The sequence below is a fragment of the Devosia sp. genome (assembly GCF_025809055.1).
Lineage (GTDB): Bacteria > Pseudomonadota > Alphaproteobacteria > Rhizobiales > Devosiaceae > Devosia.
In genome coordinates, this window is the sequence record NZ_CP075529.1 from 1,228,751 (window position 1) to 1,249,305 (window position 20,555).

Annotated in this window: 19 protein-coding genes; 4 read left to right on the forward strand and 15 right to left on the reverse strand. The window is 62.1% G+C overall.

Annotated elements, in window-relative coordinates:
- Positions 1-2: 2 nt before the first annotated feature.
- The 9 genes from murG to rsmH form a co-directional block, all read right to left on the reverse strand.
- The gene (gene murG, locus KIT02_RS06075; RefSeq protein ID WP_297583590.1) at positions 3-1,118 is read right to left on the reverse strand and encodes an undecaprenyldiphospho-muramoylpentapeptide beta-N-acetylglucosaminyltransferase; all 1,116 of its coding nucleotides are present in this window, start codon (positions 1,116-1,118) and stop codon (positions 3-5) included.
- Positions 1,115-2,275, reverse strand: coding sequence for a putative peptidoglycan glycosyltransferase FtsW (locus KIT02_RS06080; protein ID WP_297583593.1), 1,161 nt, complete (start codon positions 2,273-2,275; stop codon positions 1,115-1,117). Before KIT02_RS06080 ends, murG begins: the two co-directional genes overlap by 4 nt.
- 189 nt (positions 2,276-2,464) lie before the next feature.
- The gene (locus KIT02_RS06085) at positions 2,465-3,253 is read right to left on the reverse strand and encodes a DUF4394 domain-containing protein (protein ID WP_366520588.1); all 789 of its coding nucleotides are present in this window, start codon (positions 3,251-3,253) and stop codon (positions 2,465-2,467) included.
- A 143-nt stretch (positions 3,254-3,396) separates the two neighbouring features.
- Positions 3,397-4,482 carry a phospho-N-acetylmuramoyl-pentapeptide-transferase gene (gene mraY / locus KIT02_RS06090; protein WP_297583596.1) on the reverse strand — a complete coding sequence of 362 codons (1,086 nt, stop codon included), beginning with the start codon at positions 4,480-4,482 and terminating at the stop codon, positions 3,397-3,399.
- Positions 4,483-4,509: 27 nt separating this feature from the next.
- Positions 4,510-5,904 carry a UDP-N-acetylmuramoyl-tripeptide--D-alanyl-D-alanine ligase gene (gene murF / locus KIT02_RS06095; RefSeq protein ID WP_297583600.1) on the reverse strand — a complete coding sequence of 465 codons (1,395 nt, stop codon included), beginning with the start codon at positions 5,902-5,904 and terminating at the stop codon, positions 4,510-4,512.
- Positions 5,905-5,913: 9 nt separating this feature from the next.
- A complete protein-coding gene (locus KIT02_RS06100; RefSeq protein ID WP_297583603.1) occupies positions 5,914-7,356 on the reverse strand; it encodes a UDP-N-acetylmuramoyl-L-alanyl-D-glutamate--2,6-diaminopimelate ligase in 1,443 nt (480 codons plus the stop codon).
- A gap of 3 nt (positions 7,357-7,359) precedes the next feature.
- The gene (locus KIT02_RS06105) at positions 7,360-9,096 is read right to left on the reverse strand and encodes a penicillin-binding protein 2 (protein WP_297583606.1); all 1,737 of its coding nucleotides are present in this window, start codon (positions 9,094-9,096) and stop codon (positions 7,360-7,362) included.
- The gene (locus tag KIT02_RS06110) at positions 9,096-9,479 is read right to left on the reverse strand and encodes a hypothetical protein (RefSeq protein ID WP_297583609.1); all 384 of its coding nucleotides are present in this window, start codon (positions 9,477-9,479) and stop codon (positions 9,096-9,098) included. Before KIT02_RS06110 ends, KIT02_RS06105 begins: the two co-directional genes overlap by 1 nt.
- Positions 9,476-10,477: a 16S rRNA (cytosine(1402)-N(4))-methyltransferase RsmH gene (gene rsmH, locus KIT02_RS06115; protein WP_297583612.1), complete on the reverse strand. Its 1,002-nt coding sequence runs from the start codon at positions 10,475-10,477 to the stop codon at positions 9,476-9,478. The genes KIT02_RS06110 and rsmH overlap by 4 nt, the downstream gene beginning before the upstream one ends.
- 202 nt (positions 10,478-10,679) lie before the next feature.
- Between rsmH and KIT02_RS06120 the strand changes: the two genes are divergently transcribed.
- From KIT02_RS06120 to KIT02_RS06130, 3 genes are read left to right on the forward strand one after another with little or no spacing between them, the layout of a single operon-like run.
- Positions 10,680-12,182 carry an ATP-binding protein gene (locus KIT02_RS06120; protein ID WP_297583615.1) on the forward strand — a complete coding sequence of 501 codons (1,503 nt, stop codon included), beginning with the start codon at positions 10,680-10,682 and terminating at the stop codon, positions 12,180-12,182.
- Positions 12,179-12,622 carry a response regulator gene (locus KIT02_RS06125; RefSeq protein ID WP_297583620.1) on the forward strand — a complete coding sequence of 148 codons (444 nt, stop codon included), beginning with the start codon at positions 12,179-12,181 and terminating at the stop codon, positions 12,620-12,622. Before KIT02_RS06120 ends, KIT02_RS06125 begins: the two co-directional genes overlap by 4 nt.
- Before the next feature lie 6 nt (positions 12,623-12,628).
- Positions 12,629-13,660, forward strand: coding sequence for a histidine kinase dimerization/phosphoacceptor domain -containing protein (locus KIT02_RS06130; protein ID WP_297583624.1), 1,032 nt, complete (start codon positions 12,629-12,631; stop codon positions 13,658-13,660).
- Here KIT02_RS06130 and KIT02_RS06135 read toward each other — a convergent pair.
- From KIT02_RS06135 to KIT02_RS06145, 3 genes are all read right to left on the reverse strand, one after another.
- Entirely contained in the window at positions 13,612-14,646 is a 1,035-nt protein-coding gene (locus KIT02_RS06135) for an NAD(P)-dependent alcohol dehydrogenase (protein WP_297583626.1), read from the reverse strand. The genes KIT02_RS06130 and KIT02_RS06135 overlap by 49 nt on opposite strands.
- Positions 14,647-14,718: 72 nt before the next feature.
- Positions 14,719-14,955, reverse strand: coding sequence for a helix-turn-helix transcriptional regulator (locus KIT02_RS06140; RefSeq protein ID WP_297583629.1), 237 nt, complete (start codon positions 14,953-14,955; stop codon positions 14,719-14,721).
- A gap of 5 nt (positions 14,956-14,960) precedes the next feature.
- Entirely contained in the window at positions 14,961-15,392 is a 432-nt protein-coding gene (locus tag KIT02_RS06145) for a hypothetical protein (protein ID WP_297583632.1), read from the reverse strand.
- 120 nt (positions 15,393-15,512) lie between these two features.
- Between KIT02_RS06145 and KIT02_RS06150 the strand changes: the two genes are divergently transcribed.
- Positions 15,513-16,496 carry an IS1595 family transposase gene (locus KIT02_RS06150; RefSeq protein WP_297583635.1) on the forward strand — a complete coding sequence of 328 codons (984 nt, stop codon included), beginning with the start codon at positions 15,513-15,515 and terminating at the stop codon, positions 16,494-16,496.
- Positions 16,497-16,948: 452 nt separating this feature from the next.
- Here KIT02_RS06150 and KIT02_RS06155 read toward each other — a convergent pair whose 3' ends face one another.
- From KIT02_RS06155 to KIT02_RS06165, 3 genes are all read right to left on the reverse strand, one after another.
- Positions 16,949-17,836: a hypothetical protein gene (locus tag KIT02_RS06155; protein WP_297583637.1), complete on the reverse strand. Its 888-nt coding sequence runs from the start codon at positions 17,834-17,836 to the stop codon at positions 16,949-16,951.
- A gap of 246 nt (positions 17,837-18,082) precedes the next feature.
- Positions 18,083-19,369 (reverse strand): saccharopine dehydrogenase family protein, encoded by a 1,287-nt coding sequence (locus tag KIT02_RS06160; protein WP_297583640.1) that lies wholly within the window; start codon positions 19,367-19,369, stop codon positions 18,083-18,085.
- 45 nt (positions 19,370-19,414) lie between these two features.
- Complete coding sequence (locus tag KIT02_RS06165; RefSeq protein WP_297583643.1) at positions 19,415-20,515, reverse strand: carboxynorspermidine decarboxylase; 1,101 nt, start codon at positions 20,513-20,515, stop codon at positions 19,415-19,417.
- Positions 20,516-20,555: the final 40 nt, after the last annotated feature.

A 20,555-nucleotide genomic window follows, 5' to 3' on the forward strand; every position in this document is an offset into this window, starting at 1 on the left:
GGTCAGGTTCTCCCTTTAGTCTGTGCTGGCACGCCGGCGAGCCGTTCGGCCTCGTCGGCCAGGTTCGCAACGGCATTGGGTTGCCCCAGTTTCCGAGCCGCCGCTGCGGCTCGCCCCAGCCCATCCGGATCGGTGAGCAGGGCCTCGAGGCGAGTGGCAAGTGATTGCGGTGAAAGCGTGGCCTGCTCTTCCATCCAGCCGCCACCGCCCTCCTGCATGAACAGCGCATTGTGCTTCTGGTCGGAATCGAGTGCGCCGGGCAGTGGAATGAGGATGGACGGGCGGCCGATGACAGCCAGCTCGGCAATGGTGGAGGCCCCTGCCCGGCCGATCACCAGATGGGCATCGGCAATCCGCTCCGGCAGGTCGGGGATGAAGGCCGCCAGCTCCACATTGATCCGGCCCTGGCGATAACTCTCGGCAACCCGGTCGATATCTTCATTGCGCGATTGCTGCACGATCTGCAGCCGATGGCGCACGGACTCTGGCAGGAGGGCAATGGCGGGCGGCACCACATCGGACAGGACGCGGGCGCCCTGGCTGCCGCCGGTGATCACCAGCCGGATCGGCCCGGATGCATCGAGATATGGATAAGGCTTGCCGGCCACATCCCGCACGCGATCACGCACCGGATTGCCCGTCAGCACCTTTTCGAGCCGGGGAAAATCATCCGCGAAACGGACGGCGGGAAAACTCATGGCCAACAGGTCGGCAAAGCGGGCCATGGCCCTGTTGGCCCGGCCCATGACCGCGTTCTGCTCGTGCAGGATGCCCGGGATACCGAGCAGATTGGCCGCGATGAACGGCGGCACGATGGGATAACCGCCAAAGCCGATCACCGCATCGGGCCGGATCTTGCGCAATTTCCCCCAGGCCACACCGACGCCCCGCAGGATGGTGAGACCCGCACCGGCCATTTTGAGCGGATTGCCGCCCGAGGGCGTGGCCGACGGCACGATATGCACCTGGCGGGCCGGAAAATCGGCACCGTAATTTGCGGCGCGATGTTCGGTCATCAGCTCGACGGCGTGGCCGCGGCGGATAAGTTCCTGCGCCAGCGCCATGGCCGGGAAGAGGTGCCCGCCCGATCCGCCGGCCATAAGGACAAATGTTTTCATTCGGCGGGGGCTACCACGGCACTGCGATAGGAGGGAAGGCCCGTGGCCATGCGTTCTTCCGGCTTGGTGCGGGTCAGCGCCAGCATCAGGCCCATGCCGAAGGCCACCGCCAGCATGGAGGTGCCGCCATAGGACACGAATGGCAGGGTCATGCCCTTGGCCGGGATGAGGTTGAGGTTCACCGCCAGGTTGATGCCCGACTGCATTGCGAACTGCACCGCGATGGTGGACGCCGCGAGACGGGCAAACAGGCTGGTCTGGCGCTGCGCCGCCAGCATGGCGCGGATACAGATGAAGCCGATCAGGGCAACCAGGGCCATGCAGAACAGGATGCCGAACTCGCCGGCCGCCGCAGAGAAGACAAAGTCGGCATGGGCGTCCGGGATCAGGCGATTGGCCATGGATTCACCCGGGCCCCGTCCGAACCACCCGCCTTCCATGAGCGACTGCAGGGCGCGGTCGACCTGATAGGTATTGCCATCCTCGGGATTGACGAAGGAATCGATACGGCGCGCGAAGTGTGGGAAGAAGGTATAGGCGCCGAACAGCAACGCTCCGGCGGCGCCACCCATGCCGATGATGATCCACCAGGAAATGCCTGAAAAGAACAACAGGACCGCCCAGGTCGCCATGACCAGCGCCGTCTGGCCCAGGTCCGGCTGCAGCAGCAGCGCGCCGACAATCGAGAACATCAAAAGCGTGGCGATGATCCGGCCCGGCACATTGCGGTGGATCATGAATTCCGAGAACAGCCAGGCGCCGATCACAGCGAAGGCCGGCTTGACGAATTCGGTCGGCTGCACCGACCAGCCGACAATCGAAATCCAGCGCCGCGCACCCTTGACCTCGGTGCCGAAGCGCAGGGTCGCCCAAAGCAGGACCAGCATCACGATCAGCGTACCCAGCGCCGCAAAACGGGCCTGCCGGTGGGTCAGCAGCGAGGTCACCAGCATGACGGGTATGGCCAACAGGCAGAACATGGCATGGCGAATGACGAAGTACCATTCATTGAGCCCGATGCGCTCCGCCACGGGTGGACTGGCGCCGAAACTGAGCACCATGCCACAGGCCAGGAGCAGGATCAGGGCGCTGAGCAGTTCGCGGTCGATCGACCACCACCACTCGGCCACAGGCGTCTTCTTATCGCGGGAGAACATAGGGGCTGGACCGGTACTCGATACAAATCGAGCCAAATTGTAGCGCCCCGATGGTTACCGATTTGCCAAGGCTTTTGCGTTTTGCGACTCGGAAGCGGACAGAAAAATGCCCGGGCACGAGGCCCGGGCAAGTTCACACGCAACATGGAGAGAGTGGCCTCCGGCGCGCCGGAGACCGGTCCTGCGGTCTTACGGCAGGATGGCGATGTCGGTGATGGAGCCGTCGACGCCCTCGATCGCGCCCCAGGCCTCGGCGGCACCGGTTTCGAGATCGACGGTGTGCAGCACATTGTCGACCACGAGGAAGGCAGTGTTGGTCAGGTCTTCGGTAGCCTGAATGTCGAAGGCATAGCTGGAGCCGCCGTCGACGCCGAGCTTGCCGATGGCCTTGAGCGTACCATCATTGGGCGAGACCTGCTGGATCAGCGCCACAATGGTCGAGTCGATGTCGTACATCGCGGTGGCTTCGGGCTTGCCGATGGAGTTGATATAGGCCGCGGCGACAATGGCGGGGGCTTCACCCTCGTGCATGTCACCGGCTTCATAGGCGAGAGAGCCGTCGACGGTCACCATGCCATCGTCGACATTGACGCGATGATTGGTGCCATCGAGGCCCATCAGGCGCAGGCGGTCGGCCATAGGGTTGAAGTCGACAATGGCGCCTTCATAGCTCGAGAGCTTTTCGGACAGGGTCGACTTGACGGTGGCGGCGCCGCTGGCAGTGTCGATGGTGACCACGTCGCCATTCAGGGTCACGCCATAGAGCATGTTGTCGGCGGGGCGAACGTCGATACCGGCAAGGCTGTCGACGCCGGTGACTTCAACCGTGCCGGAAACTGCGCGGGTTTCGGTGTCGAACATGACGAGCATGTTGCCGTCCACGAGGCCAACGGCGGAAGCGGCAAAGGCGGAGCCGGCCATGGTCGAAGCGGTGGCGACGGTCAGGGCAATGAGGGAAAGGCGGGCGGTAGCAATCACGTTAAGTCTCCTCGTATTGAGTTGCGCGAGGCAAGCTCAGAAAATGGCGGGGACGATGGCTATCGTCGGGACCAGGTACGAAAAGATTGCCAAATAGTTTCGCCCCGGCAGGTGCCGGGGCGATCACGTGGGCGTTACCGGTTTTAGCGGAGTTTCAGGCTTGAGAGGCCAATAAGGGCCAGCACGAAGGAAATAATCCAGAACCGGATCACCACCTGGCTTTCGGTCCAGCCCAGATGCTCGAAATGGTGGTGGATCGGCGCCATGCGGAACACGCGTTTGCCCGTGAGCCGGAATGACGCGACCTGCACGATGACCGATACGGTTTCGAGGACGAACAGGCCGCCGATAATGCCCAGGACGATCTCGTGCTTGGTGGCCACGGCAATGGTGCCAAGAGCGCCGCCGAGGGCGAGCGAGCCGGTATCGCCCATGAAAATCTGCGCCGGCGGGGCATTGAACCACAGAAAGCCAAGGCCTGCGCCGATCAGCGCTCCACAGACGACCGCAAGCTCAGCCGTGCCCGGCACGCCATTGAGCAACAGGTAATCGGCATAGGTCTGCGAGCCGACGAGATAGGCGATGAGCCCGAAACAGGCCGCAGCAACCATGACCGGCACGATGGCCAACCCATCCAGCCCGTCGGTGAGGTTCACCGAATTGCCCGCGGCCACGACCACGAAGCCGCCGAACAGGATGTAGAAATAGCCCAGGTTGACCGCCAGATCCTTGACGAAGGGAAAGAGCAGCGAGGTGCCATAGGCGCCCTGCGCCAGTTGCGAGATGGCAAAGGCCGCAATGCCCCCGATCATGGCCTCGAGCAGCAGGCGCTGCTTGGAGCCGAAACCGGTATGGCTCATGCGCTTGACCTTGAGATAGTCGTCGTAAAAGCCGATGGCGCCGAAGCCGATGGTGACGAAGAGCACCACCCAGACATAGCCATTGGTCAGGTTCGACCACAGCAGCGTCGAGATGACGGCCCCCGACAGGATCATCAGCCCGCCCATGGTGGGCGTGCCTTTCTTGGTCAGAAGGTGCCCGGCCGGGCCGTCTTCACGAATGGGCTGGCCCCTGCCCTGCTTGACGCGCAGCAGCGCGATCATGCCCGGACCAAACAGGAAGACGAAGAACAGTGCCGTTACCACGGCCCCGGCGGTGCGGAACGTGATGTAGCGGAAGACGTTGAAGGCGGCGAGTGTATCGCCCATCTGGCCGAGGAAGTAGAGCATTCGTTTCCGCTATTCTAATTGGGTTCGTCAGCCTTGCCCGAAGCGCGCGGCAATGGCCGTGACGATACGCGCGAGCCCCACGCCATTCGACCCTTTGACCATAACAGCATCGCCATAGGCAAGATCGTCGACAATCAAGTTCTCAGCTTCTGCGGCCGTCTGTGAATGACTGGCCACGATATCGGGCGGCAGGGCGGCGGCCAGTGCGGCCATATGCCGGCCAACCAGATGCACACGCTCGGCGCCGGAAGCGCCAACGGCGCCTGCCAGCCCCGCATGCATGGCGGCAGAGGCTTCGCCCAGCTCCAGCATGTCCCCAAGGACCACAACCTTGCGGCCCTCCGGACGAAGCGCCTGCACGACGTCAAGCGCCGCCGTCATCGAAGCGGCATTGGCATTGTAGCTCTCGTCAATGAGCAGCAGGGGCCGCTCGTTGGGCCCCAGAACCGTCCGCTGCCCGCGGCCGGCCTGCGCACCGAAGCTCGCAAGTGCACGCACCGCGACTTCTGGCTCGATTCCGGCAAGATGGGCGACGGCCAGGGCAGCGGTGGCATTAGCCAGCATGTGCCGCCCCGGCACCGACAGGGTCAAAGCCTGGGATTGACCATTGAACTGAATATTGGCCCTGCTGCCATCGGGGCCGGCTTCAGCTTCGCTGATGAACCAATCGACACCGCGCGCAAAGCCATAGGTGATCACATTGGCCACGCCCGCCGCCTTGGCGGCATCGAGCAGGATGCCAATCTGCGGATGATCGCCGTTGAGAACCGCCGTGCCGCCCGGCTCCAGACCATCAAAAATCTCGGCCTTGGCCAGCGCGATATTTTCGAGGCTGCCGAGTTTTTCGAGGTGCGCGGGGGCGATGGTGGTGATGACGGCCACGTGCGGGCGCACCAATTGGCTCAGCGGCCGGATTTCGTCTGGGGCGCTCATGCCCATCTCGAACACGCCGAACTGCGCGGTTTCGGGCATGCGGGCCAGCATCAGCGGCACGCCCCAGTGATTGTTAAAACTCTTGATCGAGGCATGGGTAGCCCCGGCAGCCTCGAACACCACGCGCAGCGCTTCCTTGGTGGTGGTCTTGCCCACGCTGCCGGTGACCCCGACAATGAAGGCCCGGCTGCGCTGGCGGGCCGCCCGCGCCAGAGCGCCAAGGCCGGTCAATGCGTCACCCACCACGATGCGGCCCGGCCCATCGTCGCGCCCATCGGACACAAGGGCGGCGGCCGCGCCATTGGCGAGGGCTGTATCGACAAAGTCATGCCCGTCGAAACGGTCGCCCTTGATGGCGACGAACAGGGCATCCGGACCCAGTTCGCGACTGTCGATGGAAATCGAGTTGATGGTCGTGGCCGTCACTTCGGAAGCCCGGCCGCCCGTGGCGTCGAGAACGGCGTCGATGGTGTAGAGCGGCAGGGTCATACGCCGCCCCTAACCCTTGATGGCCGCCGCGACTTCCTCATGGTCGGAAAAGTGGTGCTTGGTGGTGCCGATGATCTGGTAGGTCTCGTGGCCCTTGCCGGCGACGAGCAGAACATCGCCCGGCTGCAGCGACTTGACGGCCTCGATGATGGCCTGCTTGCGATCAGCAACTTCCTGCGCCCCCTTGGCCCCCGCGAGCACTTCTGCGCGGATTGCGGCAGCATCTTCCGTGCGCGGATTGTCGTCGGTCACGATGACGACATCGGCAAGGTCACTGGCAATTTCGCCCATTTGAGGGCGCTTGCCCTTGTCGCGATCGCCGCCGCACCCGAAAACAACGCGCAGCTTGCCCTTGGCATAGGGCCGCAGCGTCGCCAGTGCCATGCGCAGGGCTTCGGGCTTGTGCGAGTAATCCACAAAAATAGCCGCGCCATTGTGCTCGGCCACCAGTTCCAGACGGCCGCGCGCGCCTACGAGTTCGGGAAGCGCGGCAAAGGCATCGGCCTTGTCAACACCAGAGGACATAGCCAGGGCCGCGGCCACAAGGGCGTTGGACACCTGGAATTCGCCCGGAATCTTGAGGTGGAAATTGACCTTCTCGCCGATGTGACGCACCTCGACGCGCTGGCCATAGCCTTCCGGCTTGATGGACAGAATTTCGATGTAGGCGCCTTCCCGGCCCACCGTCAGCAAGGTGGCGCTGGCCGAAAGGGCGGCGAACATGAACTGTTCATGCTCGGGATCGTCGACATTGACGATGGCGGCGCCGCCATCGACCAGAAGGTCGGTGAACAGACGCAGCTTGGCATTGCGGTACTCGTCCATGTCGGCGTGATAGTCGAGATGGTCGCGGCTGAGATTGGTGAAGGCGACGGCCTCGAAGTGAATGCCGTCGAGGCGCCGCTGATCCAGACCATGACTGGAAGCCTCCAGCGCCACGTGATCGATGCCCTGCGCCTTGAGCGCCCGCATGGCCTGATGCAGCGTGCGTGAATCTGGCGTCGTCAGGGCCCCATCGATGGTGCGCTTGCCTGTCTGGATGCCGAGGGTGCCGATGCTGGCGCCCGGAACGCCGGCGTGATCCCAGATCTGCCGGACGAAGGACGCGACCGAAGTTTTGCCATTGGTGCCGGTCACCGCGACCTGGATTTCCGGCTGCGGCTCGAACACGCGGGATGCGGCGCGGGCATAGGCGGCCCGCACATCCTTGACGACGATTACCGGCACACCGGGATCGCCGGGCGGGGCAAGATCGGTGACCACGGCAAGGGCACCGCGCTCCACGGCGTCGGTGACGAACTGATTGCCGTGCACCTTGGCCCCCGGCAGGGCAAAGAAGATATCGCCCGGCTCGATCCGGCGGCTATCCGAATTCAGCCCGAATACCGCGCCAAGCCCCTTCTTGGGACGGGCGCCGGAGCCTTCGAGAAGCTGGGTTACGCTGAGTGACACCGGTCAGAATCCTTCTGGATAGAGTTGCCGCACTTCGGCAGGCACGATCTGCTGGTCGAGCATTTCACTGAAATCGGGGGCAATGCCGAGCATGGGCGCGACGCGCTGAACGATGCGCCCGGTAATCGTGCCGGCATTCCAGCCGGCCGTGGTGCCCGATTGCGGATTTTCGGCCTTGGGCTCATCGACCATGATGACCATGGCATAGCGCGGATTGTCGAGCGGAAAGGCCGAAGCGAAGAAGTTGGTGACCTTGCTGGACGAATAGCGGCCATCCACCACCTTTTCGGCGGTGCCGGTCTTGCCACCCACGCGATAGCCCAGGGCGGCCTTGTTCATCTGCGAGCCGGAGCCGCCGGTCGAAATGGCATTGAGGCGCATCAGGTAGCGCAGATATTCGCTGGTCCTGGGCTGCAAGACGCGCTCATAAAGCGGCTCCGCTTCGGCGGCGCTGCGCTTGTAGAGGGTCGGCGCGATGTAATTGCCGCCATTGGCGAAGGCGGCGTAGGCCGTGACCATGTGCAGCGGCGAAACGGACAAGCCGTGCCCGAAAGACGCCGTGGCCGCACCGACCTCGGAAAAGTCCTTGGGCACGCTGGGAACGCGCATTTCCGGCAGCTCGAACTGCACACGCTCGTCAAACTTCATGCGGCTGAGAAAGGCCCGGTAACTGTCCTTGCCCATGGCCTGCATGACCCGGATCGTGCCGATATTGGACGAGTACTTATAGACTTCCGGCAGCGCCAGGATGCGGTGCTTGCCGTGGAAATCGTCGATCGTATAGCGCCCGAAGCGGATGCCGTAGCGCGCGTCGAACTGATCTGTGATGCGAACCGCGCCTGCATCCAGCGCCCCGGCCATGGTCACCGTCTTGAAGATGGAGCCCGGCTCGAAAATGCCCGAGGTGATGCGGTTGAACGTGTCCTTGACCAGGGCGGTCGCGGGTTCGTTCGGATTGAAATCCGGCAGCGAGGCCAGGGCAATGACTTCGCCGGTGTGAATATCGAGCATCACGCCCGCCGCGGCGATCGCCTGATACCGGGTCATGGCATCGACAAGCTGTTCGTGCATGACATGCTGCACGCGCATGTCGACACTCAGCTCGACCGGGGTCAGCGCATTGCCGCGCGCCAGGCCCAGTTCCTGCAGCAGCGCGACGGACTCGCTGTCCATATGGCGCTCGATGCCGGAAATGCCCTGATTGTCGACATTGGTGGAGCCGAGAATGTGCGCGGCCTCGTTCATGCCGGGATAGAAGCGCTTGGACTCGGTGATGAAGTCGATGCCGGGAATGCCCAGACGCATCACCGCATCCTGGATTGCCGGGGTCAGTTCGCGCTGCACCCAGACAAAGCCCCGGTCCCCGGTCAGCCGGTTGCGCAGCCAGGCCTCGTCGAGATTGGGCAGCACGGTCCGCAACTTGCTGACGGCCTCCTCGACATCGACAATGCGGCGCGGCTCGGCAAACAGGGATGGCACGCGGATATCGACGGCCATTTCAAGGCCATTGCGATCGAGAATGGGCGGCCGGGTGGCGGTGATGACATCGCGCGCCTGCCCCTCGATGGTCTGGTCGGATTCCACCATGCCCAATTGCACAAGGCGTCCGCCCACGAGGCCAAAACCGATGACCAGGGCCAGCATCATCCAGCGGATGCGCGCCTGGGTCAGGTTTCCGCGCTGCTTGCGGGCGCCGTCCAGGGCAATGGTCGGGGTGAAGTCGTCTCCGATAACGGCCATTATTCGATGCCCTCGAGTTCCAGAATGGCATCGATGGGATCGATGCCGTCGGCAATCGCCTCGAACAGGGCGTCCATGGCGGCCGTATCGGGCCGCGCCGGCCGCATGGGCAGATCGGCGAAGGCCCCAAACTGGGCTTGCGCCACTGGCGCCACGGCCAGTTCGGCCTGGTGCCGCTTGATGATCGGAGCGACATGACCGGGCTGATTGAGCACCGCCCAATCCGCCTTCAGCAGCGACAACTGCCCTTCCTGGTCCGAAATCTTGGCCGACAGCGCCGTACGTTCGGAGGCGGTGCCTTCGATCGAGAATTTGAGCGTATAGACGCCTGCGAGCATCGCCACCGACGTACAGATCAGGAAAATATTGATGCTGCGGATCATGCGGCACCCCTAACAACCGGCACGCCAAGTCCCTCGGGTCGGACCGGGCGCGCATCCAATGCGGTTCGCACGGCACTGCGCAGCACTGCCGAACGGGCGCGCGGATTGCGTCCCAACTCCGCCGAACCGGCCTTCACCGCCTTGGCCACGGGGTGCCACCGGCGTGGTTCGGCGGCCGCCTGCGGCAGATGTCGCGACGCCTGGACGGCACCCTTGTCGGGATCGAAGAAGCGCTTGACGATGCGGTCCTCAAGCGAATGGAAGCTGACGACGGCCAGCCGGCCGCCCTCGCCCAGCAGTCGTTCGGCAGCAAAAAGTCCCTCGACCAACTGGTCGAACTCGCCGTTGACGGCAATCCGCAGGGCCTGGAAGGAGCGGGTCGCGGGATGGGCATCACCCGGCTTGCGGCCGATGGCCTTTTCGATAATGCGGGCCAGTTGCAAGGTGGTTGCAATTGGGCCGTCGGCACGCGCCGCCACAATGAACTGGGCGATGCGGCGCGATTTGCGCTCCTCGCCAAAGGCATAGAGCAGGTTGGCGAGATCGTCTTGTGGCAAGGTATTGACCAGGTCCGCAGCACTTTCACCGGCGCGGCTCATGCGCATGTCGAGCGGACCATCTCGCATGAACGAGAAACCGCGATCGGCCTCGTCGAGCTGCATCGAGGACACCCCGATATCCAGCACGACGGCATGGATGGGGCCGAAATCGGCGGCCAGCGTATCGAGTTCGGAAAAAGTGCCGGCAACGAAATTGAACCGGTCGGGGAAATCGGCTTTGAGCGCTGTGACATGGGGCGCCACCGACGGGTCGCGGTCAATGCCTATGACATGCGCGCCAGCCTCAAGCAGTGCCCGCGAATAGCCGCCTGCCCCGAATGTTCCATCAACGATGCGGCTTTCGGCCACCGGCATGAGGCCGGACAGCACTTCGTCCAGCAGCACCGGCACATGTGGCCCGTCCGCCGCCGCTGTTTCTGGCAGGGATGGTTTGCCCATATCCGCCACAACTCCACTCCCGGCGCTGGACGCCGGTTACATAAACCCGAACCGGATATTGCATAACGACCTTTAAGATATTGTTTCCCATGACGCCGCCGGCACCGGTCCGGGGGCCTCCGCGAAAATGCCGGTGAATTAATCTATGCATATTGCTCTGGGGAGCAGATCGGGCCATGAAGTTGTCTGACCTGGGGGAAATATGCCGATATCCAGCAAGACCTTGGTGCGTTCGACCGCACTGCTGTTGCTCGTGGGCCTATTGGCCCTTGTCGGCATTGTCGGCACGACGATCTGGCTGGTCGAACGCACCCAACTTTACTTCAACGAAGTGATCGAAGCCCGCGAGGCCCGTTCTGCGGCGGTGGACCTGCGGGCCATGGTGCAGGACGCCATTGCCAGCGAGCGCGGCTATATCATCACCCAGGACAACAAATATCTGGAGCCCTATCTGGCGGCCGTTCCGCAGATCGACGAAACCCTGGCGCGCCTTGAATCCGTGCTCCTGCCCTACCCGCAAGCCGCCGAACCCATGCAGCAATTGCGTGAGGACATCACGTTCAAGCTGAGCGAAATGGCCCGCATCGTCGATCTGGTTCAGGGCGGACAGCGCGCTGAGGCCGCCGAGATCATCCGGACCGACACCGGCAAGGAAGCGATGGACCGGGCCAATACCTTCTTTGCCGGCCTGATTTCCGCCGCCGATATGCGCCTCGAACAAGGTGCTGACGACCAGCGCTCGACGGCCAACCTCTTGCGCATTGTCTCGGTAGTCGGCGCCCTGGTGATTTTCGGAGTGGTGGGCGGGGCCATCGTGGTGGCCCTGAAATACACCCAGGAAATCGCCAATGCGCGGCGGGAGGTCGAGGAGGCCAATCTTGGCCTCGAAGCGCGTGTTCTCGAACGCACGGCCGACCTGGGCAAGGCCAATGAGGAAATCCAGCGCTTTGCCTATATCGTGACTCACGACCTGCGTGCGCCGCTGGTGAACATCATGGGCTTTACCAGCGAGCTCGAAACCGGGGTCGAGGCGGTGAAGGCCTATATGGAAGGCCAGCCCGACAGCGCCGATCCAGAAGACCTCGAGGGCCAGCAGGCGCGCCTCGCCGCCACCGAGGACCTGCCCGAGGCTGTGACCTTCATCCGTGCCGCCACACGCAAGATGGATGGCCTGATCAATGCCATCCTGAAAATTTCGCGCGAAGGCCGGCGCCAGTTGAAGCCGGAAAAGGTCAACCTGGCCGAAGTCGCCGAAAACAGCGCTGCCGCCGTCCAGCACCAGGTCGCCGAGAGCGACGGCGCGGTCGAGACCGACATCCGCGTGCCCAACATCATCACGGACAAGCTCTCCATCGAGCAGGTCCTTGGCAATATGCTGGACAATGCCGTGAAATATCGTGACCCTGAGCGACCATTGCGCATTGCCATTCGCGGCAGGCACACGACAGGGAACCGGGTCGTTCTCGAGATCGAGGACAATGGCCGGGGCATCGCCGATACCGACCATGAGCGGGTATTCGAGCTGTTCCGCCGGTCCGGCTCGCAAACTCAACCGGGTGAGGGCATCGGGCTTGCCCATGTCCGCACCATGGTGCGCAGCCTTGGTGGAGATGTGACACTCAGATCCAAGCTTGGCGAGGGCACCACCTTTGTCATAAACCTGCCGCGCGACCTTCGCGGCTATATGGGGAGTACAGGCGCATGAACGACGGCCGTCCGGTGACCATCATCATGGTCGAAGACGATGAGGGCCATGCCCGTCTCATCGAGAAAAACATCCGCCGCGCCGGAGTCGGCAATGAAATCGTGCCCTTTGCCAATGGCACCGATGCGCTGGCCTACCTGCTGGGACCGGATGGTTCTGGCGCAGTCAACAAGGGCCGTCAGCTCCTCGTGCTGCTCGACCTCAACCTGCCCGACATGACCGGCATCGACATCCTGGAAAAGGTCAAGGCCAACGAGCATACGCGCCGCTCGCCGGTCGTGGTGCTGACCACCACCGACGATCAGCGGGAAATCCAGCGCTGCTATGACCTCGGCGCCAATGTCTACATCACCAAGCCCGTCGACTATGAAGGCTTTGCCAACGCCATCCGGCAGTTGGGGCTGTTCTTCTCGGTGATGCAGGTTCCGGAGGCGGACTGACCCGGCATGCCCAACCGCACCCCGCATGTCCTCTATATTGACGACGATCCAGGCCTGGCCCGCCTGATCGAGAAAGCCATGCAGCGGCGCGGCTATCTGTTCTCCCATGCGGAGACGGCTGAGGCGGGGCTCGACCTCATGCGCAAGGGCGGCATCGACGTTGTTGCCCTCGATCACTACCTGCCGACCGGCACCGGGCTGGACGTGCTCAATGGCATGGAAGGGATCGAGGATCGCCCCTCGGTTGTTTACTGCACCGGTTCGGCCGAGACGGCGGTGGCCATTGCCGCGCTGAAGGCCGGCGCGACGGATTTCGTGCAGAAGACGCTCGATGCCGACTTCATGGAACTGCTGCTGGCGGCCATCGATCATGCTATAGATCGGGTGAAGCTCAACCGCGCCAAGGCCAAGGCCGAGCGCGACACCCAGGAGGCCCGCGAGCGCGCCGAGATGCTGCTCGGCGAGGTCAATCACCGGGTTGCCAATTCCCTGGCCATGGTCGCTGCCCTTGTCGGCCTGCAGGCCAATGCGGTCGAGGATCCCGAGGCCAAGCGGGCGCTCAGCGAGACGCAGGCCCGTATCCAGGCCATCGCCGGTGTGCACCGGCATCTCTACACCTCAGATGACGTCCGCTCGGTGCAGGTCGGGGATTATCTCAATGGCCTGATCGCCGACATCGAGAACTCCATCCAGTCCCAGGGACACACCGCGAGCATCAGGGTCAAGGTCGAACCCTTCAACCTGCCGACCGAGAAGGTGGCTTCCCTGGGCGTGATCGTGACCGAACTGGTCACCAATGCCATCAAATATGCCTATGCCGAGCGCGATCCCGGCGAAGTCCGCGTTCACATGTCGCGCGCATCCGGTGAGGTCCACCTGGCGGTCGAGGACGACGGCATCGGCTGGGCGGGTACAGGCAAGCCCAAGGGCACCGGCCTCGGCAGCCGCATCGTCAAGGCCATGGCCATGAGCCTCGACGCCCGGGTCAATTATGGCGAGGGGCCCGGTACCAAGGTCATCGTGACCTTCCCGGCCTGAGCGGCCTCGGCCACCGGCATGAGCACCAGAACGTCCCCTGCCTTGGTTTCGCCTTCGACATAGCGGTGCGCATCGGCAATCTCGGCCAGCGAAAAGACCCGGTCCGTGACCGGCCGAATCGCGCCCTTGGCCAGGAGCTCATTGAGGATGCGTAGATCGGCAAGCTTTTCGGCGACCGGGCGCAGGCCTGTTGTTGCCAGCCGGCCGCGCCGCCCATGCTTCTGCCCGCCCCGCAGCATCAATCCCATGATGGCCCATGACGGCACCGTCGTAAGATAAATGCCACCGGGCTTCAGCGCCTGCCGTGATGCCGCAAAGCTCGACTTGCCGACAGCGTCGAAGATCACGTCATAGGCGTCCCGCGCAAGGGTGAAATCGGCCTCTTGCCGGTCGATGAAATGGTCCGCGCCCAGCTGCAGCGCAAGCTCGCGATGACGCCCAGAGGCCACGGCCGTCACCTCGGCACCGAAATATCGCGCCAGTTGAACCGCTGCCGCCCCAATGCTGCCGCCGGCGCCGTTGATCAGCACGCGATCCCCGGCCTTTACTCTGGCCTCGTCGCGGATGAACGGCATGGCCGTGAGGTAGCCATAGCTGAGCCCGCCCAGCCCCAGAAAATCCTGCCCTTCCGGCACCGGCACGATGGCGGCATCCTCGCTCACGCAAACAAACTCCGCCATGCCGCCAAGCGCGACACCCACCGAACCGTGCACCCGCTGCCCGACGGCAAACCGGGTGACGCCTTCACCGATAGCCGCCACGACGCCGGCTATGTTGTCCCCGAGAACATCTGCCTTGGGCCGCCACAGACCGCCAAAAAACCGGACGATGAACGGATCGGCCTTGCGGAAGGCGCAGTCGGCCAGGGTGACCGTGCTCGCATGGACTGCGATCAGCACCTCCCCCGGTCCCGGAACCGGCTGGTCCCGCTCTTTGACGGTGATGACATCCGGCCCGCCATAGCGGTCTTGCGTCGCGACTTTCATTTTCTTCTCCCGGGCGAGCGCCACCGGCCGGCGAAAGCGCCGACGGCAAGGGCACTGATTGGATGGATCGATCTAGTCCGAACCCGAACCCTGCGGGCTCCATTGGAAAACGTCTTCAAGCGGAACGGAAAAGACATGGGCGATGCGAAATGCCACTTCGAGCGACGGCGAATAGCGCCCCTGCTCGATCGCCACGATGGTTTGCCGCGTGACGCCGACCTTTTCGGCCAATGCCGCCTGGGTCATTTCGCCGGCATGGAAGCGCAGGGTGCGGATCGTATTGCTGATGCCTGGAGGTCCTTTACCCATGCCGGTCACATGGTCCGGTAATAGTAAAGCTGGGAAAGCGCATTGATCGTGCCGCCGAAAACCGGCGCCAGAAACAGGGCGTAGGCGGCGAACTCGGGAGCCGTCCCCATCGCCAATGGGATCAGCGACAATGCCGCGGCCACTGATGTCACAATGCCGCTGTTTCTGAGACTGCGCGCCTCGATCTGCACGTCGCGCTCGTCGGCGGGCTCGTCCTTGAGTTCCTCGCGACGAATGATCGAAATGATGATCGTCGCGAGTATGGTCCCGACGATATTGAACGTCACCAGGCCACCCACCGCCCACAGAAGCTTGATGGCCACCCCGGCCATGCCGAGCCCTTCAGCACCACCCGTAGCAAAATCCCAGGCGAGCCAGCCGACCACCACGACCACACCCGCGAGTTGTACGCCCGCCATCATTTCTTTGAATGTCATGGTCACCTCCATCGTGTGGTCACGGATGTAGGCTTTTCACGACACTGTGTCAACTATTTCCGACATTATATACTTGACGTACCACGCTCAATTTGGCACAAGGGGCGCAGGAGATACGCCATGTTTGACCTGTCGAACCCGATCTACCAGAACCCCGAAGCAGCCCGCGAACACCTGGAAGCAATCCAGTGGCCGGCTGGCCCCGTATGCCCGCACTGTGGCAACGTTGATCGGGCGCGTATCAAGAAGCTGGAAGGCAAGTCCACGCGCCCCGGCGTCTATAAGTGCAACGAATGCCGCAAGCCCTTCTCGGTCACTGTCGGCACCGTATTTGAGCGCTCCAAAATCCCGCTGCACAAGTGGGTTGCCGCTACGCACCTGATGGCCGCCAGCAAGAAGGGCATTTCGGCCCATCAATTGCACCGTATGCTGGGCGTGACCTACAAGACCGCTTGGTTCATGGAACATCGCATTCGTGAAGCGATGGTCGTCGCCCCGAAGGATCGCGGCCCCATGGGCGGTTCTGGCAAGACTGTCGAAGCCGACGAAACCTATTTCGGCCCCAAGGACGATCAGACGCCGCCCGCTCGACCTGCCGCTCAGGGTCCGCGCACGACCAAGCCAAAGAAGGGCTTCTACAAGCGCACCGTGATGGCCCTAGTCGAACGCGGCGGCGAAGTCCGTTCCTTCCATGTCGAGGCGGCCAATATCCAGACCGTGAAGGAAGTCCTGTTCCGCAACGTTGACCGCAAGTCCACGCTCTACACCGATCAGGCCCAGTTCTATAAGCAGCCCGGCAAGGACTTCGACACCCACCGTTCGGTCAACCATTCCAAGGATGAATACGTCCGTTGGGAAGGCGAGAAGGTTGTGCACACCAACACCATTGAGAACGTGTTCTCGGTATTCAAGCGCGGCATGAAGGGCACTTACCAGCATGGCGGCGAGGCTCACCTGCACCGCTATCTGGCCGAATTTGACTTCCGCTATAACCGCCGCTCGGCTGTAGGCATCGAGGATAACGAGCGCCATGCCATGTTGCTCGCTGCCATCCGTGGCAAGCGCCTCACCTATCGGCGGATTGGTGAAGCCAGTTTCGCTTAGTCAGCAGATTAAGCGCCTGAAACGAGTGGCGAAAAAAGTGAAGGCTAGACGAAAGACGTCTATATTGACGTGACGATTCGATTCTTCTTTCCGAGGTGCATTGCCTTGCACAGAGGGGGCTACTGCCCCCGGAAAGGAGGTGAAAGCTATGAGCAAGAAAGTCGTCAAGATCGGCCGCAATGCGGGTACTGGTCGCTTCACTACGGTGAAAACCGCAGTGAACCGTCCCAAAACCCACATCGTGGAGACGATCAAAAAGTAACGTAGCCTAGGCTACTGAGCTTCCGGGCGGTCTTTCTTGACGGGAGGGCCGCCCGGTTTCTTTTTGTGGCCCGCTTCGGTTAACGGGCGGTTAATCTCGTCCATTCCATTTCGTGGCTTCGGCGGCGTCTTCAGCATCCGTCGCAATATCTCGTCTCGCTCTTTTTCGTCTTGGTCTTTTTGAGGTTCGGTCATGCAGCACCAGGCTGTTCTGTGAACAGACTTGGCGCACCGCTTTCTTCGTTTGCTGGCACAAGTTGGCCCGATCTCATTTCTCGGATCATTTCCACAACGGTCACAGCAGAAAGCTTAAACAGTTGGTCAGCGGCTACCTCATCAAGAGTGTCGCGCGGATGCATGAGAGGATTTCGATCAAGAGTGCGCATGCGGTCAAGCATTGCCGTCACACGGGGCGATGGCTTTTTTCCGCTCTCATTTCCGTCCCTGATCAGTTTCTCAGCCGCTTGGATGTAGTCATTCCACGTCTTGAAAGTGTCCGTGACGACCTGAAACGAACGAAGGTAATCATCCATTACCAGTTCCATCCCCCTCAGGGCGTGGAAGCCGCAGGCCGATGGCAAATCGAACGCCAAACACTTTCCGGCGTTCCGAAATTCATCAACGGCCACTTGCGACATGTGCGCGCGAACTTCAATCGGGATGACGCTTGCACCGTCTGAAACGAGGGCGCTCGTCTTGTAGATGCCGATCTGACCCACTGAGTATACGTCAACCTCTCGACACTCAGCATCAAACACGTTTTTGAACGAGTCGATGCGCCTGACGAAGTCTGAGAACTCCCAGGATTGGTGGTCCTTGTCGAAATTCTCAGAGATAAACTTGCCCTCAGGAGTGACCTTCTCTAGCCATGTCTTTGCGGTTTCTAGCAGATCCCCGGCAGCGTGCTTGCAGGTGTAAAATCCATTGTCGTCAGCAATAAATGACTCGATCTTACTCCTGACGTCCATGGCAGAAAAATACATGTGACCGCCCTTTACCACGTCTGGGGTCATTGTCTGCTTGGCTGACTGTAGCGTTTCCGCAAGGTGGAAATAATTCAGAAGATTGACGCGCTTCACGGACTCGCTCCCCGCCTGTTTGCGGGAAGCATATCAGTCACTCAATCGGAATCCAAAAGCGCCGGCCTGTCCCACGAATCATGCCCTGCGGGCAATTGGTACGTCAAGTATATAATGTCAACTATTTCATACATGATGTCGGGAAAGCCGACCTGCAGGTCGATCGGGAGGTTGCCGTAGAACCAAAAACGCAAAACGGCCGGGAGAGCCCCGGCCGTTTCAGCAAACATCCATACACAGTAACGGTCAGGCGCCGCCGACCTGCGCGGTTCGGCTCCGTGAGGTGCGGAACTCCGCCGGGTTGAAGGCCCGGTCTCCCTGCGCATCCCGAACCCGCGTCGGCAGGCCCATGCGGCCCAGCAGGTCGATGAACGGCACGGGGGGCAGTTCTTCGACATTGGCCATGTGGTGGCAATCCCACTCGCCCCGGGCGATCAGCATGGCGGCGGCCACTGCGGGAACCCCTGCCGTATAGGAAATCGCCTGGCTGTCGGTTTCGGCATAGGCCTCTTCGTGGTCGCTGATATTGTAGACCAGCAACTCGGCCTCGGCGCCGTCGCGGATGCCCTTGACGAGGTCACCGATGAAGGTCTTGCCGGAATAATCGGGCGCCAGAGACATCGGATCGGGCAACACCGCCTTGACCACCTTGAGCGGAACAACATCGAGCCCCTCTGCAGTGGTGACCGGCTGCTCGGAGAGCAGGCCGAGATTATTCAGCACCGTGAAGACGTTGATGTAATGCTCGCCAAAGCCCATCCAGAACCGGATATCGGGCACGTCGAGATTGGCCGACAGCGAATGGATCTCATCGTGGCCGGTGAGATAGGTGGTGTGCGTGCCCACGACCGGCAGGTCGTCCGAGCGCTGCACCTCGAACATCTTGTTCGCTGTCCACTGGCTCTCCTGCCAGCTCCAGACGGTGCCGGTGAATTCGCGGAAGTTGATCTCGGGATCGAAATTGGTCGCAAAATAGCGGCCATGACTGCCGGCATTCACATCGATTATATCGATGGAATCGATCCGGTCGAAATAGGCATTCGCGGCCAGGGCCGCATAGGCGTTGACCACGCCGGGATCAAAGCCCGCGCCAAGAATGGCGGTAACGCCCTTGCGCTCGCATTCCTCACGGTGCTTCCACTCGTAATTACCATACCAGGGCGGGGTTTCGCACACCTTGGCAGGATCCTCGTGGATGGCCGTGTCGATATAGGCCGCGCCCGTATCGAGACAGGCACGCAGCACGCTCATATTGAGGAAGGACGAACCGGCATTGATGACGATCTGGCTCTTGGTCCGCCGGATCAGGGCCTTTGTCGCCTCGATATCGAGTGCATCGAGATGATGGGCGGCCAGGACGCCCGGGCGCTTCAGCGCCTTTTTCTCGAGAATGCCGCCAATGATGGCTTCGCATTTCGAGAGTGTGCGGGAGGCAATATGGATGTCTCCGAGCACATCGTTGTGCATGGCTGCCTTAAAGGCAGAAACTTGCGCGACACCTCCGGCGCCGATGATCAACAGGTTCTTTTTCAATTGGCACGAAACACCTTTTTCGCGGGGTAACGGGTCAGTCCGGCTTTACGACAGACTGGATACATAGTCGGCATAATCGAACGATTGTACAAGATCGACGCTGCCGTTTTTCCTGCGGATGGCTATAGCGGGCATGGCCACGCCATTGAACCAGTTTTTCTTCACCATCGTGTAACCCCCTGCATTGAGCAGGGAAATCCGGTCGCCCACCGCAAGGGGCTGTGGAAAATCGAAGGTGCCAAAGACATCGCCGGCCAGGCAGGATTTTCCGGCGATCTGATAGCGGTGCGGGCCGGCATCGGGCGCGACCGAGGCGCTTTGCCGATAGACCAGGAGGTCGAGCATATGCGCCTCGACAGCGCTGTCGACCACGGCCACATCCATGCCATTGCTGACGATATCCAGCACGGTCACTTCCAGCGTGGTTGTATCGGTGACGACGGTATCGCCCGGTTCGAGATAGACCTGTACCCCGAACTTTTCCGAGAAGGCCCTGAGCCGGGCGGCGAGGCCTTCTATGTCATAACCCGATTTGGTGAAGTGGATCCCCCCACCCAGGCTCACCCAGTCGAGCCGGGCCAGCAGATCGCCGATCCGCGTTTCAATCTGATCCAGCAGCGCCGAGAACGCTTCAACGGAATCATTCTCGCAATTGCAGTGCAGCATGAACCCGGAAACCCGGTCCATTGCAGCTTCCACCCTGCCCCGGTCCGCCTCGCCGAGCCGGCTGAACTGGCGGGCCGGATCAGCCAGGTCGAAATGCGAATGACTGACGCCGGGATTGACGCGCAGGCCAATCGGCATGTGCCCGGCCTTGTCCGCGAACCGGTCGAGCTGTCCGAGCGAATTGAAAATGATCTTGTCGGCATTGGCGAGCGCTTCGTCGATTTCGCCATCCGACCATGCGACGGAATATGCGTGCGTCTCGCCGCCGAACTTTTCCCGCCCAAGCTTCAGTTCATTGAGCGAGGACGAGGTCGTGCCATCCATGTGCGGCGCAAGCTGCGGAAAGGTCGACCAGGTCGCAAAGCACTTGAGCGCCAGAAGGCATTTTGCCCCGGACAGCGACCGCAGCAGATCGACCCGTTCCAGATTGGCCGCCAGCGCGTTCTCATCGATGAGGTAATGGGGGGTAGCCAGGGGCATCGCGCCAAACTCCAACCAGCGTGTGCCCGCCGGTGACCGG